General features: G+C 70.5%; 12 protein-coding genes and 1 other RNA gene. 3 read left to right on the top strand and 10 right to left on the bottom strand.

Annotated elements, in window-relative coordinates; all coding sequences use genetic code 11:
- Nucleotides 1-3: 3 nt before the first annotated feature.
- From GA0070560_RS06950 to pruA, 8 genes are all read right to left on the bottom strand, one after another.
- Nucleotides 4-462: a hypothetical protein gene (locus tag GA0070560_RS06950; protein WP_091292705.1), complete on the bottom strand. Its 459-nt coding sequence runs from the start codon at nt 460-462 to the stop codon at nt 4-6.
- Nucleotides 463-769: 307 nt separating this feature from the next.
- Nucleotides 770-1,145, bottom strand: a transfer-messenger RNA (tmRNA) gene (gene ssrA / locus GA0070560_RS06945).
- A gap of 105 nt (nt 1,146-1,250) precedes the next feature.
- A complete protein-coding gene (gene smpB, locus GA0070560_RS06940) occupies nt 1,251-1,730 on the bottom strand; it encodes an SsrA-binding protein SmpB (protein ID WP_091293028.1) in 480 nt (159 codons plus the stop codon).
- 134 nt (nt 1,731-1,864) lie between these two features.
- Nucleotides 1,865-2,740, bottom strand: a complete 876-nt coding sequence (gene ftsX / locus GA0070560_RS06935) for a permease-like cell division protein FtsX (protein ID WP_091292703.1) — start codon at nt 2,738-2,740, stop codon at nt 1,865-1,867.
- A 70-nt stretch (nt 2,741-2,810) separates the two neighbouring features.
- Nucleotides 2,811-3,491 carry a cell division ATP-binding protein FtsE gene (ftsE, locus tag GA0070560_RS06930; protein ID WP_091083937.1) on the bottom strand — a complete coding sequence of 227 codons (681 nt, stop codon included), beginning with the start codon at nt 3,489-3,491 and terminating at the stop codon, nt 2,811-2,813.
- A gap of 118 nt (nt 3,492-3,609) precedes the next feature.
- The gene (gene prfB, locus GA0070560_RS06925) at nt 3,610-4,731 is read right to left on the bottom strand and encodes a peptide chain release factor 2 (RefSeq protein ID WP_091292700.1); all 1,122 of its coding nucleotides are present in this window, start codon (nt 4,729-4,731) and stop codon (nt 3,610-3,612) included.
- A gap of 65 nt (nt 4,732-4,796) precedes the next feature.
- Nucleotides 4,797-5,312 carry a PadR family transcriptional regulator gene (locus GA0070560_RS06920; RefSeq protein WP_091292697.1) on the bottom strand — a complete coding sequence of 172 codons (516 nt, stop codon included), beginning with the start codon at nt 5,310-5,312 and terminating at the stop codon, nt 4,797-4,799.
- Nucleotides 5,313-5,548: 236 nt separating this feature from the next.
- Nucleotides 5,549-7,177 carry an L-glutamate gamma-semialdehyde dehydrogenase gene (gene pruA / locus GA0070560_RS06915; RefSeq protein ID WP_091293025.1) on the bottom strand — a complete coding sequence of 543 codons (1,629 nt, stop codon included), beginning with the start codon at nt 7,175-7,177 and terminating at the stop codon, nt 5,549-5,551.
- A gap of 355 nt (nt 7,178-7,532) precedes the next feature.
- Between pruA and GA0070560_RS06910 the strand changes: the two genes are divergently transcribed.
- On the top strand, nt 7,533-8,552 hold the full coding sequence (locus GA0070560_RS06910; RefSeq protein WP_091292695.1) for a hypothetical protein: 1,020 nt from the start codon (nt 7,533-7,535) through the stop codon (nt 8,550-8,552).
- Nucleotides 8,553-8,580: 28 nt separating this feature from the next.
- On the opposite strand, the gene GA0070560_RS06905 is transcribed toward GA0070560_RS06910, so the two are convergent.
- Complete coding sequence (locus GA0070560_RS06905) at nt 8,581-9,093, bottom strand: DUF6912 family protein (protein WP_091292692.1); 513 nt, start codon at nt 9,091-9,093, stop codon at nt 8,581-8,583.
- A gap of 268 nt (nt 9,094-9,361) precedes the next feature.
- Between GA0070560_RS06905 and GA0070560_RS06900 the strand changes: the two genes are divergently transcribed.
- On the top strand, nt 9,362-9,589 hold the full coding sequence (locus tag GA0070560_RS06900) for a helix-turn-helix transcriptional regulator (protein WP_091292689.1): 228 nt from the start codon (nt 9,362-9,364) through the stop codon (nt 9,587-9,589).
- 104 nt (nt 9,590-9,693) lie between these two features.
- Nucleotides 9,694-10,284 (top strand): Rv3235 family protein, encoded by a 591-nt coding sequence (locus GA0070560_RS06895; RefSeq protein WP_091293023.1) that lies wholly within the window; start codon nt 9,694-9,696, stop codon nt 10,282-10,284.
- A 245-nt stretch (nt 10,285-10,529) separates the two neighbouring features.
- Here GA0070560_RS06895 and secA read toward each other — a convergent pair whose 3' ends face one another.
- Nucleotides 10,530-13,427, bottom strand: coding sequence for a preprotein translocase subunit SecA (gene secA / locus GA0070560_RS06890; protein ID WP_091292686.1), 2,898 nt, complete (start codon nt 13,425-13,427; stop codon nt 10,530-10,532).
- Nucleotides 13,428-13,560: the final 133 nt, after the last annotated feature.

Raw genomic sequence — 13,560 nt, 5'->3', positions numbered from 1 at the left:
GGCTCAGGTCTCCCCACCGAGGTCGGTCTGGTACGCCTCCCAGAGCAGGTCCGCGCCGTGCTGCCGGTGCCGGGCCAGGGCGTCCAGCAGTTCGTCGGTGCGCCGTCGCAGTTCCTCGGCGGGCATCCCGGGCCGCTCGACGGCGTGCTGGAGCTCGGCGAGTGCCGCGACGATGGCCGCGTGCTCCCTGGCCAGCAGCCGTACGCCCCGGTGCAGTCGGGGCGCCTGGGCGAGCAGTTCGGCGTAGAGACCGGCCGGCCCCTCGGTGAGCCGGACGTGTTCGGCGAAGCCCCGGCGGACCGGGGCGAGCTGCCGGATGACCCGTTCCCGCCAGTGCGGCTCCCCCGGTGGCACGGCCAACGCCCGGGTCAGGGCGGGCAGGTCGCCGACGGGCCGGCGGGCGGCGGGCGGGCGGACCGTCGTGGGGGCGACGGACGGCTGCTGGATCGGACCGGTGACCATGGGCACCTCCCGCGCTGCGTGCTTCCGCGTACAGCGATGGTGGACCCGTGACGGGGCCCTGTCCAGGCTCCGGCGCGGTCTCATTCGGCCCGTCCGCCCCACCGGTCCCGCTGGTCACAGCTGTCTCTCCTGCCCCACCGTCTCGCCGGGGTGCGGGCCCGCGCGGCGCGGTCGGGACGCCCGGAAGCCGCGCTCGGCGCCCGGCTTGGCCCGCGCGGCGGCGAACGCGCCGACCGGGCGGCAGCGTCGACCGGACCTGGAGACGACTGTGCGCCCCGGTCCGGTGGACCGGGGCGCACAGTTCAGGTGGTGGAGGTGCCGGGAATCGAACCCGGGTCCTTCGCCGGTTTGTCAGGGCTTCTCCGAGCGCAGCTCGCTGTGCCTCTACTCGGCCCCTCCGATCACGCGAGCGAGTCGGTGTGACGGGCCCAGTCGCTGATTGATCTCGCCGCACGGACCCCGCGACCGGGTCCGGTTGGCCAGCCTTCTAGCTGATGCCGGCTAACTGGGTCGAAGGCGCTCCCAGGCCGACAGACTCACTACTCGCCTCAGGCGGCGAGAGCGAAGTCAGCGCGATTGTTCTTGGCGCTTATTGGTTTCCGACGAACGATTCTCGAGACGACGTCGGCTTCCTCGGCTCGCTTCCCCTGCCGCAACGTACGAAGTCGAAACCAGTCACCCCCTCGGCGGGCCGCCGGTGTTGGCGGCTCCGTCAAGCGTAACGCCTGCCGCAACCGGATTCATCCCGAGGCCCGGGGCGAACTTGCCAACCGGACGAACGGGATGAATCAGTCGTCCATCCCCTTGCCGCGCCGACCCGCCGCCCGGGCGATCTCCCGGTCGGCGTCCCGCTTGGCCAGGTCCTGACGCTTGTCGTACGACTTCTTGCCCTTCGCCAGGGCGATCTCCACCTTGGCCCAGCCGTCGGAGAAGTAGACCTGCAACGGCACCATGGTCAGGCCGCCCTCGCGGGTCTTGCCGATCAGCCGGTCGATCTCCAGGCGCTTGAGCAGCAGCTTGCGGGTACGCCGGGGCTCGTGGTTGGTCCAGGTGCCCTGGGTGTACTCCGGGATGTGCATGCCGTGCAGGTAGAGCTCGCCGTTGCGCTCCTGCGCGAACGCGTCGACCAGCGAGGCCCGACCCGCGCGCAGCGACTTCACCTCGGTGCCGGTCAGCGCCATGCCCGCCTCGTACGTGTCGAGGATGGCGTAGTCGTGGCGTGCCTTCTTGTTGGAGGCGACCACCTTGCGACCCTTTTCCCGTGGCATCGGCGCCACCCCCTTCCGGTGATCCGCCCGCCGGCGACCGGCCGGTGGGCGGAGATCATGCTACCCGAACGACAAGGGCCCTCCCGCGCCGTTTATTCCTGGCGCGGAAGGGCCCCCGGAGAGCCGTACGGCGACTAGACCCGCAGGTAGAAGCGGAGCGTGACCCAGGCGGTGACCGCGCTGACCAGACCGCCGACGCCGGCCATCAGCGGGAACATCAGGAAGATGTCCGACCACTGGATCGGCGAGAGCAGCCCGCGCAGCGCCTGCAACGACCCGTCGAAGAGGAAGTACTTCGCGCCGATCAGCGCGATCAGGCCGAGCAGTGAACCGATCAGACCGGCGACCACGGCCTCCAGCACGAACGGCGCCTGGATGAACCAGTTGGACGCGCCGACCAGCTTCATGACCGCGACCTCACGCCGCTTGCTGTACGCGGCCACCTGGATGGTGTTGGCGACCAGGAGCAGCGCGGCGACGGCCATCACGATCGCGGCGGCCAACGCGATGTTCTGGATCGCGGTGAGGATGTCGAAGATCTTGTCCAGCAGTCGACTCTGGTCGACGATCTCGTCGACGCCCTCGGTGTCCTTGTACTGGTCGTAGATGTCCTTGTACTGCTCCGGGTTGACCAGCTTGATCCGGAACGACTCGGGCAGCTGGTCCGCCTTGACGGCGTTCACCAGGTCCGGGGCGTCCTGGTACATCTCCTGGAACCGCTTGTACGCCTCGTCCTTGTTGACGTAGAGGACCTCCTTGACCAGGGGGTCGCTCTTCAACTTGGCGTCCAGGTCGTCACGCTGCTGGGCGCTGACGTCGGTCTTCAGGAAGATCGAAACCTGGATGTTCTTGTAGTAGAGGTCCTTCATGTCGCCGACCTGCTGGTACATCAGGCCGCTGGCGCCGAGCATGGTCAGTGACACCGCCATCGTGATGATCATCGCGACGGTCATGGTGACGTTGCGCCACAGTCCGACCAGTACCTCGGACAGGACGTACTTCATCCGCATCGGGTGTTCCTCCGGCTCTCCGGCGTGAGATGTTCGTCGTCAGGTCGTACGGCAGGGGTGGAGCGTCGGCTCACCCGTAGACGCCGCGGGCCTGGTCACGCACGATGCGGCCGCTCTCGATCTCGATGACGCGGCGGCGCATCTGGTTCACGATGTTGGAGTCGTGCGTGACCATCACGACGGTCGTGCCGGTGCGGTTGATCCGGTCCAGCAGGCGCATGATCTCGATCGAGGTGTCCGGGTCGAGGTTTCCGGTCGGCTCGTCCGCGAGCAGGATCAGCGGACGGTTCACGAACGCCCGGGCGACGGCCACGCGCTGCTGCTCACCACCGGAGAGCTCGTGCGGGTACCGGTGCTCCTTGCCACCGAGCCCGACCAGCTCCAGCACCTCGGGTACGACCCGGCGGGCCACCGCCTTGGTCTTGCCGATCACCTCGAGGGCGAACGCCACGTTCTCGTACGCGGTGCGGTTGGGCAGCAACCGGAAGTCCTGGAAGACGCAACCGATCGAACGCCGGAAGTGGGGTCGCTTCCAGGAGCGCATCGAGGTGACGTCCTTGCCGTTGACCACGACCCGGCCCTTGTTGGGGCTGACCTCGTGCAGCAGCATCTTGATGATCGTGGACTTGCCGGAGCCGGAAGGACCGATGAAGAAGACGAACTCGCCCTTCTCGATCGAGACGGACACGTTGTCGAGCGAAGGCCGGGACGCCTTCGGGTACGTCTTCGTCACTTGCTCAAGCTGAATCACGGGTGGTGAGTCTACGCGGTGTAACCGCTGAGCCAAGTCCTACGCCCCACCGATGCGAGGCGCGTCGTCGATTCGCCCGCTCACCAGGAGATCGGCGACGCGCCCCGTCCGCGCACGATCACGCAGCGTCGCCGGCCAACTGCTGCTGCTTGCGCCAGCGGATGCCGGCCTCGATGAAGCTGTCCAGCTCCCCGTCGAAGACGGAGGACGGGTTGCCGGTCTCCTGCTCGGTTCGCAGATCCTTCACCATCTGATACGGGTGCAGGACGTACGACCGCATCTGGTCGCCCCAGGAGCTGGTGACGCCCGTCTTGAGGCCGGCCAGCTTCTCCTCCTCCTCCTGGCGCTTGCGCTCCAGCAGCCGGGCCTGGAGCACGCGCAGCGCGGAGGCCTTGTTCTGCAGCTGGGACTTCTCGTTCTGGCAGGTCACCACGATGCCGGTCGGGATGTGGGTGATCCGCACCGCCGAGTCGGTCGTGTTGACGCTCTGCCCACCCGGGCCCGAGGAGCGGTAGACGTCGACACGCATCTCGTTCTCGGGGATGTCGATGCTGTCGGTCTGCTCCACCACCGGCAGCACCTCGACCCCGGCGAAGCTGGTCTGCCGGCGGCCCTGGTTGTCGAAGGGGCTGATCCGCACCAGCCGGTGGGTGCCCGACTCGACGCTGAGGGTGCCGTAGGCGTAGGGCACCTTCACCGCGAAGGTGGCGGACTTCAGGCCGGCCTCCTCGGCGTACGAGGTCTCGTAGACCTCGGTCGGGTAGCCGTGCCGCTCGGCCCAGCGCAGGTACATCCGCAGCAGCATCTCGGCGAAGTCGGCGGCGTCCACCCCGCCGGCGCCCGCCCGGATGGCGACCAGCGCCTCCCGGGAGTCGTACTCGCCGGAGAGCAGGGTGCGGACCTCCATCTCCTGGATGGCCTTCTTCAGCCCGGCGACCTCGGTCTCGACCTCGGTCAGCGCCCCGGCGTCATCCTCGGCCTCGGCGAGCTCCAGCAGCACGTGCGCGTCGTCGAGGCGGGAGCGCAGGCTGCCCAGCTTGCTGATCTCGCCGTTGACGTACGACAGCTGCGAGGTCACCTGCTGCGCCCGCGCCTGGTCGTCCCAGAGGTCCGGCGCGGACGCCTGCTCCTCCAGCCGGGCCTTGTCCTCCCGCAGGCGGTCGAGGTTGAGCACCGACTCGATGTTGCGCAGGGTGGCGTCGAGTTCCTTGAGCTGTTCGGCGTAATCGGCAGCGGTCACGACAGACAAGGGTACTTGGCGACCTGCGGTCCGTTCACCTCAGATGGCCGAGCCGACACAGGTCGTCAGCCGACCGGGGCGGTCTTGAGCCAGGACAGGGCGGCCTTGTGGTACGCCACGGCGAACTCCAGCGCGCTGGCGTCGTACGTGTCGCCCTCCTTCTTGGCGTTCTTCACCTGCTCACGGACGTGCGCCAGGGCCTCGGTGTGGTACTCGTTCGCCGAGGCGTACAGGTTCTTCAGCTGGCTGGCCGAGTGCAGCTCACCGAAGGCGATACGCAGGGCGACCGGGTTGCGGATGGTGTCCCGCCCCGGGCTCTCCGCCAACCAGCGGGAAAACGTCCGTTTCCCACTCGCGGTGATCGCGTACGGCTGGCTCATCCGCGGCCCGGGCTTGCCGAGCCGCACCAGACCCCGCTCGGCCAGCACCGGCAACTCCCGGTAGACCTGACTGCGGGTCATCGACCAGTACGGCGCCAGTCGGCGCTCGGCGGCGGCCATCAGTTGACCGCCTGTCATCGGCCCCTCGTGCAGCAGGCCGAGCAGGGCCGCCGCGGTGGGGTTGACTCCGGATTCCGCCATGCCCTCTAAGCTGCCACTTTGCCGTCACCGCGTCCAGGATTTCCGTATTTGCCACCCGGCAGGATTTCCTATGTGCACTGTCGGCGGACGACAGTGGTGCCAGGACCATCGATGCCTCGCCGCCGTCCGGCCACGCGGACTCCGATGATCGGCGGCCGGCCCTCCCCCGAGGGGCGGGTCGAGGGCCGGCCCGGCCGCCGGCGACGCCGCTCGCGCCGCCGACGGCCGTCGCCGGTTCAGCCCATGTGCGGGTACGTGTGGTCGGTCGGCGGCACGAACGTCTCCTTGATCGTCCGGGGCGACATCCAGCGGACCAGGTTGTGCCAGGAGCCCGCCTTGTCGTTGGTGCCGCTGGCCCGGGCGCCACCGAAGGGCTGCTGCCCGACCACCGCGCCGGTCGGCTTGTCGTTGATGTAGAAGTTGCCGGCCGCGTACCGCATCTTCTCGGCCACCGCGTCGACCACCCGGCGGTCGGTGGCGAAGATCGAGCCGGTCAGCGCGTACGGCGCGATCGACTCGGCCTGGGTCACCACGTCGTCGAAGCGGGCGTCGTCGAAGACGTGCACGCCGAGGATCGGGCCGAAGTACTCCGTGGTGAAGGTCTCGTGCGCCGCGTCGGTGCACTCGAAGAGCGTCGGCCGGACGAAGTAGCCGACCGAGTCGTCGGCGGTGCCGCCGGCCAGGATCCGGCAGGCGTCGTCGCCGGAGATCAGCTCCAGTGCGGCGGTGTGCCGGGAGAACGCCTTGTCGTCGATGACCGCGCCACCGAAGTTGCTGAAGTCGGCGACGTCACCGTAGGTGAGCGCCTCGGCGGTGGCGGCCAGCCGGTCACGCAGCCCGCCCTCCCAGATGGACCGGGGGACGTACGCCCGCGAGGCGGCCGAGCACTTCTGGCCCTGGTACTCGTACGCGCCGCGGATCAGCGCGGTGTGCAGGGTGTCGACGTCGGCGCTGGAGTGGGCGACCACGAAGTCCTTGCCGCCGGTCTCGCCGACCAGGCGCGGGTAGCCCCGGTAGCCGGCGATGTTCTCGCCGACCGTCTTCCACAGGTGCTGGAAGACCTTGGTGGAGCCGGTGAAGTGGATCCCGGCCAGGTCAGGATCGGCGAGCACGACGTCGGAGACCTCCTCGCCGCGCCCGGTGACCATGTTGATCACGCCGGGCGGGAGGCCGGCCGCCTCGAACAGCCGCATGGTGAAGTGCGCGGCGAACTGCTGGGTCGGGCCCGGCTTCCAGACCACCGTGTTGCCGAGCAGGGCCGGCGCCGAGGGCAGGTTGCCGGCGATCGCGGTGAAGTTGAACGGGGTGACCGCGTAGACGAAGCCCTCCAGGGGGCGGTGGTCGAAGCGGTTCCACACCCCCGGCGACGACATCGGCTGCTCTTCCAGCAGGTTGCGGGCGAAGTGCACGTTGAACCGGAGGAAGTCGATGAACTCGCAGGCCGCGTCGATCTCCGCCTGCACGGCGGTCTTGGACTGGCCCAGCATGGTGGCCGCGTTCAGCGTGTCCCGCCAGGGGCCGGCGAGCAGTTCGGCGGCGCGCAGGAAGATCGCGGCACGCTCGGAGAACGGCAGCGCCCGCCACATCGGGGCGGCGTCCTTGGCGGCCTTCACCGCGGCCCGGGCGTCGTCGTGGGTGGCGTGACCGGTGACGCCGAGCACGTGCGCGTGCTTGTGCGGCTGGACCACGTCGATCGACGCGCCGCCGGCCATCCGCTGCTCACCGGCGATGGTCATCGGCAGCTCGATCCGCTCGGCGGCCAGCTCGGCCAGCCTCCGCTGGAGCCGCTCCCGGTCGGCGCTGCCCGGCTCGTAGGTGCGTACCGGCTCGTTGCGCGGCTCGGGTACGGAGAACACGGCGTCCATCACAGGCTCCTGTGCGATCTCGACGGCGGTGGCGAAACCGGACCCGCGGGCACCGACCGGGCGGCCGGACGCCGGACACCGCACGGCGTACCCGGTCGCGGCGGCGGGACCTGCCGCGATTCTCCCACGCCCGCACCCCGACGATCACGCCACGCCCGCCCCGAAACCGTGGATCGTCAAGCGCACACCGGCATCGGGCACTGATCCGTACCCGAATGTGGTGATCTGCCGAAGGAATGCAGGCTGCGGGCAGCCCTGCGGGCGCGCGGGCCCGCCCTGGCCGGGCGCGTACGCTGGATGGCCGGTGACCTGCCCGGCCCGTCGACACGGCGGGCGCGGTGTCGAAGGGGAGAGCATGAGCAACCAGCCCGGCAGCTCGACGGCCGCGGAGCCGGACCAGCCGGACACCACCGACCCGGTCGACGAGGTCGCGCCGGAGGCCGGCACGGCCCACCCGGCCGGCGCTCCCGGCACGCCGGTGCTGGCCCTGCTCGCGGTCGGCTGGCTGGCCGCCATGCTCTGGTCGACCCGGGAGGCGATCACCTCGGCGGCGGCCGGTCTCACCGCGATCAGCCTCTCCGCCTTCGCGCTGCCCGGGGTGATCTCCGCCGCGCTGGTGGCCGGCACGGCCGTCGCACTGGCGGCGAGCGAACTGGCCGCCCGCCGGCTCGGCGAACGGACGAGCGTGCGCTTCGCGGCGGCGATCGGCGCCGGCATGCTGGTCGGGCTCGGCACCGCGCTCGCGATCAACCTGACGTACGCCGACAACGCCACCACCAACACCATCGCCGGCACCAGCGCGGCGGCGGCGATCATCGGCGGGGCGATCGCCGGGGCGCGCACCGCCGCCCCGGTCGGCGCGGTCGTCACCGCCGCCCTCGGCACGCTGCTGTTCGTGGTGGCGTTCAGCCGGGCCCGGGACCCCCTCTTCGACCTCTTCGGCTCCGACGGCTCCCAGGCGTCGCTGGTCACCGCCGCGAAGTGGGTCTCCCGCACCGAGTCGCTGCTCGCCGGCCTGCTCGCCGGCCTGCTCGTCTTCGGCTACTTGACCTGGGCCCGACGCCGGGCCGTCCGACGCGACCCGGCCGCGCCGGCGCTGCGCTGGCCCGTCTACCTGGTCGCCGGTGCCGGGCCGGGGCTGCTCCTGCTGCTCGCCGAGGTGATCATCCGGATCGGCGGCGGGACCCTGCTCGACCTGGCCGGCGCACTCAGCGAGGCGGACGCGGTCGCCCAGACCAGTCTCGGCACCTCCCGGATCGACAACGGGATCTGGGTGCTCTTCGTCGGGGCGCTCACCGCGCTGGTCCTCTTCGGCCGCACCCTCGGCCCGGCCCGGCACGACGAGGACGGCGAGCCGGAGCCGGCCACGGACTGAGCCTCCGACCCGCCGGCGCCGTGTGTGGTCAGGAGGTCGCCGCGCGCAGCAGCAGGTCCAGCTCGGACGGGTCGTACCACTCCAGCTCGTGGTCCTCGGCGCTGTCGACGGTGAACTGGGCGTCCGGGTCACCGGCCAGCGCCTCGGCGATCACCTCCACCGCGGCACTGACGTCGTCGACCGCGTCCGCCCCGTCCACGTGCAGCGCCGCCACCGACCTGACCGGCACCGGCCCGTCGAGCAGCACGTAGCTGGACCCGAGCTCGCCGTCGCCTCGACCGACCGCCGCCGGGGGCAGGTCCACCGAGACCACCACCCGCCGACGGGGGGCGGCCGGGTCCTCCCGCAGGAGCTGGAGGGCGTCCTGGGCGGCGCGGGTGAACGCGACATACTCCAGTTCCTCCTCGTCGCCCTCGGCGTACCACTCGCGCAGGGCCGGGGTGACGGCGTGCGCCTCCGCAGCCGGCAGCCCGTGCTCGCGCAGCCGGGTCAGCATCGGCACGGTCGCCGGGACGTACACCCGGACCAACTGGTCGCTCACGTCAACTCCCCCGATCGTTCGCCGGACCGGCAGGTCCGCCGGTCCCGGGCGCCGATCATGCCGCACGCCGAGACCGTCATACACCTCGCACCGCGCCAGTGGAAGGCGGCTCACCGTACGTCCGCTGCCGGCGGTGCTCGGCCGGGCCGGCCGGCGGTGTCCGGGTGGTGCCGGGCGAGGATGCCGGGCCGTACCGGGCGGCGGCACTGGGCCGCGCCGGGCGGCGGTGGCAAACTGAGGCAAACGACGCCAACACCGGGGGTTGACCGTGGAGCCGAGGTTTCTCCTGCTCTCCGACGTGGCCGCCGAGCTGAACGTGTCGGACTCGCAGGTCTACCACATGGTCCGCAGCGGCGAGCTGCCCGCGATCAAGATCGGTGGGCGTGGCCAGTGGCGCGTCGAGCGCGCCCGGCTGGAGGAGTACATCCAACGCAAGTACGCCGAGACCGCGGAGTGGGTACGCGGCAATCCCCTCGTCGACCGCGACTCCGAGTAGCGACCCGACCCCATTCTGACATTGACGGCGGGCACTACCGTGCCCAAGAATCAAAGCCTGTTGAAGGCAAACGAAAGCAAACGCAACGATTGAGGGGTGAGGTGATGGTCGACTCCCGCCGTCCCGGGCCGTCCCGGCCCCCGATCCGGTTGCGCCCGGCCCCGGTCAGCGAGCCGCCGTACGCCGACGAGGCCCCCGACCTGTGGCCCCGCCCCAGCGGCCAGCTCGCCCTGGACCTCTTCGGCACCGGGCAGCAGCCCGCCGGACGCCCGTCAGGTCGCCGGCACGATCCCCGACCGGCACCGACCCGGCCGGGCCGGCCACCCACCGGCCCACCGTCGGGCGTCCCCGCCGCCACGCCGGAGGCGACCCGGGCCGCGCAGCGGTTCGTCGGCACCTTCCTGGAGATCCTCAACGGCTACCGGCCACCCGGGCAGCTCCGCGCCCTGGTCGAACCGGGGCGGATGACCGAGGCGAGCGAACAACTGGCCCGTGCCACGTCCCGCACCGGGCCGGTCCGCCGCCGGTCCACCCGACCCACCGTGCACCTGCGCCGGCTACGGGTCTGCGAGCCACGCCCGGCCGCCGTCGAGGTGGCCGCCGTACTCGCCGCCGCCGGCCGCAGCTGGGCCATGGCCGTACGCCTCGAACACCGCCGCGGCACCTGGCTCTGCACCACCCTGCACATCCTCTGACAGCCCGCCCGGCCCTGCCCCAATCCCGCGATCTTGCACTTCCGGTCGGGATAAAGTGGCGCAAAACCCCATGAATCACCGACCCGAACTGCAAGATCGCGGGATTGGGGCAGGGGCGGGCGGAACGGGTGGGCGGAGCGGGGTGGAGAGGCAGGGGGAGGGAGAGGCAGCGGAGCCGCGGCCCCCTGGGGACCGCGGCTCCGTGGTGTCGTGCGGGGCGACCGGGCGGGCCGGTCTGGTGGGGATCAGGCGCCGCCGTTGGGCGAGCCGTGGCAGCGCTTGTACTTGCGGCCGGAGCCGCACGGGCAGGGGGCGTTGCGGGACGGGCCGGCCTCGGCGGCCTCACCCGGCACGGCCCGCCGGGCGGTGCTCGCCGCGGCCATCGCCTGCCCGCCCAGCGGACGACGCGACTTGGCCTGCGCCGCCGGGCGCTCCGGCGCCTCCGGACGGCCGACGCCGAGCGCGGGGGCCTGCTCCTCGGGCCGCTCGACCGCCACCGCGCCCGAACCGGCCTCGCCGTCGATGGTCGGGGCGGAGTACTGCAGGCCCTGCTGCTGCGGCGCACGGCTGAGACCCTTGGCCCGGATCTCGACCGGCTTCTCCAACAGCTGGACCTCCTCGGCCTCGGGCTCCGGCTCCTGGACCTGCACCTCCAGGTTGTACAGGAAGCCGACCGTCTCCTCCTTGATGCCGTCCATCATGGTGGCGAACATGTCGAAGCCCTCGCGCTGGTACTCGATGACCGGGTCGCGCTGGGCGTACGCCCGCAGGCTGATGCCCTCCTGGAGGTAGTCCATCTCGTAGAGGTGCTCACGCCACTTGCGGTCGATGACCTGGAGCAGCACCATCCGCTCCAGCTGGCGTACCGCCTCCTCGCCGAGCTGCTCCTCGCGCCGGTCGTACGCGGCGTTCGCGTCCTCCTTGAGGCGGGCGAGCAGGAAGTCCTGGTCGAGGCCGGCCCGGGAGCCGACCTCCTCCTCCAGGTCCTCGATCGTGACGCCGACCGGGTAGAGCTGCTTGAGGCTGGCCCAGAGCTGCTCCAGGTCCCAGTCCTCGGCGTAGCCGTCGCTGGTGGCACCCACGACGTACGCGCCGATCACGTCGTCGATCATGTTGCGGACCTGGTCGGAGAGGTCCTCGCCGTTGAGCACGCGCAGCCGCTCGGCGTAGATCACCTGGCGCTGCTTGTTGAGCACCTCGTCGTACTTCAGGACGTTCTTGCGGATCTCGGCGTTCTGGCCCTCGATCTGGGCCTGCGCACTCTTGATCTGCCGGGTGACCATCTTCGACTCGATGGGCACGTCCTCCGGGATGTTGAAGCGCTCCATCACCGCCTCGACCGCGCCGGCCCGGAACCGCTTCATCAGCTCGTCCTGCAGGGAGAGGTAGAAGCGGGACTCACCCGGATCACCCTGCCGGCCGGCACGGCCACGCAGCTGGTTGTCGATCCGGCGGGACTCGTGCCGCTCAGTGCCGAGCACGTAGAGACCGCCGGCCGCGGCGACCTCCTCGGCCTCGGTCTCGCACGCCTGCTTCCAGGTGGGGAGGACCTCCTCCATCGCCTTGGCGTACTCCTCCTCGTTCTCCACCGGGTCGAGGCCGCGCTGGCGCAGCTCGTTGGCGGCGAGGAACTCGGCGTTGCCGCCGAGCAGGATGTCCGTACCCCGGCCGGCCATGTTGGTGGCGACGGTGACCGCGCCCTTGCGACCGGCCTGGGCGACGATCTCCGCCTCCCGGGCGTGGAACTTGGCGTTCAGCACCGAGTGCGGGATGCCACGGCGGCGCAGCAGCTGGGACAGGATCTCGGAGTTCTCCACCGAGACGGTGCCGACCAGCACCGGCTGGCCCTTCTCGTGCCGCTCGGCGATGTCCTCGATGACCGCGTTGAACTTGGCCCGCTCGGTCTTGTAGATGACGTCGGCGCGGTCCTGCCGGACCATCGGCCGGTGCGTCGGGATGGTCACGACGCCGACCTTGTAGACCTTGTTGAACTCGCCCGCCTCGGTCTGGGCCGTACCGGTCATGCCGGAGAGCTTCTCGTACAGGCGGAAGTAGTTCTGGAGGGTGATGGTGGCCAGGGTCTGGTTCTCCTGCTTGATCTCCACCCCCTCCTTGGCCTCGATCGCCTGGTGCATGCCCTCGTTGTAGCGACGGCCGTGCAGGATGCGGCCGGTGAACTCGTCGACGATCAGGACCTCGCCGTCGCTGACGATGTAGTCCTTGTCGCGCTTGTAGAGCTCCTTGGCCTTGATGGCGTTGTTGAGGTAGCCGACCAGCGGGGTGTTGACCGACTCGTAGAGGTTGTCGATGCCGAGCCGGTCCTCCACCTTGGCGACACCGCGCTCGGTGACCGCGATGGTGCGCTTGGCGTGGTCGACCTCGTAGTCGCCCGCGCCGTCGGTGCCCGGCTGCATCCGGGCCACCACGCCGGCGAACTCCTGGTACCAGCGGGCGGAGTGCTCGGCCGGGCCGGAGATGATCAGCGGCGTCCGGGCCTCGTCGATGAGGATCGAGTCGACCTCGTCGACCACCGCGAAGTTGTGCCCGCGCTGGACCAGCTCGTCCTTCGACCAGGCCATGTTGTCGCGCAGGTAGTCGAAACCGAACTCGTTGTTGGTGCCGTAGGTGATGTCGCACTCGTACGCGGCGCGGTGCTCGCTGGCCGGCCGGTTCGGCAGCACCACGCCGACGGTGAGCCCGAGGAACTCGTGCACCCGGCCCATCCAGGCGGCGTCGCGCTGGGCCAGGTAGTCGTTCACCGTGATCACGTGCACGCCCTTGCCGGAGAGCGCGTTGAGGTAGACGGCCATGACCGAGGTCAGCGTCTTGCCCTCACCGGTCTTCATCTCGGCGATGTTGCCGAAGTGCAGCGCCGCACCGCCCATCACCTGGACGTCGTACGGGCGCTGGCCGAGCACCCGCGCGGCGGCCTCGCGCACCGTGGCGAACGCCTCCGGCAACAGGTCGTCGAGGGTCTCACCGTCGGCGAGCCGTTCCTTGTACTGCGCGGTCAGGCCCCGCAGCTCGTCGTCGGTGAGGTTGACGTAGTCGTCCTCGATCGAGTTGACGGCGGCCGCGATGGCCTTCAGCCGGCGCACCATGCGGCCCTCGCCGGCGCGGAGGACCTTTTCCAGAATCGACACGGATCAACGCTCCCCTAGACAGTCTCGAACCATCGTAGGCGCTCCATCGGCGTGATGGTCACTGGTGGCGGCGGTCCGTGGCGACGAAAACGACATAACACGCGACCCACGGCCCCACCGGCGGATATCCGGT

This window comes from Micromonospora halophytica (assembly GCF_900090245.1).
GTDB lineage: Bacteria > Actinomycetota > Actinomycetes > Mycobacteriales > Micromonosporaceae > Micromonospora > Micromonospora halophytica.
The sequence above is the reverse complement of the archived record's forward strand: the minus strand, read 5'-3'. Positions and strand labels throughout refer to the sequence as shown.

What these genes read in the sequence shown, in the direction of transcription:
- GA0070560_RS06950 (WP_091292705.1), bottom strand. Translation starts at nt 462, where the DNA reads ATGGTCACCGGTCCGATCCAGCAGCCGTCCGTCGCCCCCACGACGGTC.
- GA0070560_RS06895 (WP_091293023.1), top strand. Translation starts at nt 9,694, where the DNA reads ATGGTCGACTCCCGCCGTCCCGGGCCGTCCCGGCCCCCGATCCGGTTG.
- ftsX (WP_091292703.1), bottom strand. Translation starts at nt 2,740, where the DNA reads ATGCGGATGAAGTACGTCCTGTCCGAGGTACTGGTCGGACTGTGGCGC.
- pruA (WP_091293025.1), bottom strand. Translation starts at nt 7,177, where the DNA reads ATGGACGCCGTGTTCTCCGTACCCGAGCCGCGCAACGAGCCGGTACGC.
- GA0070560_RS06920 (WP_091292697.1), bottom strand. Translation starts at nt 5,312, where the DNA reads ATGGCGGAATCCGGAGTCAACCCCACCGCGGCGGCCCTGCTCGGCCTG.
- smpB (WP_091293028.1), bottom strand. Translation starts at nt 1,730, where the DNA reads ATGCCACGGGAAAAGGGTCGCAAGGTGGTCGCCTCCAACAAGAAGGCA.
- GA0070560_RS06910 (WP_091292695.1), top strand. Translation starts at nt 7,533, where the DNA reads ATGAGCAACCAGCCCGGCAGCTCGACGGCCGCGGAGCCGGACCAGCCG.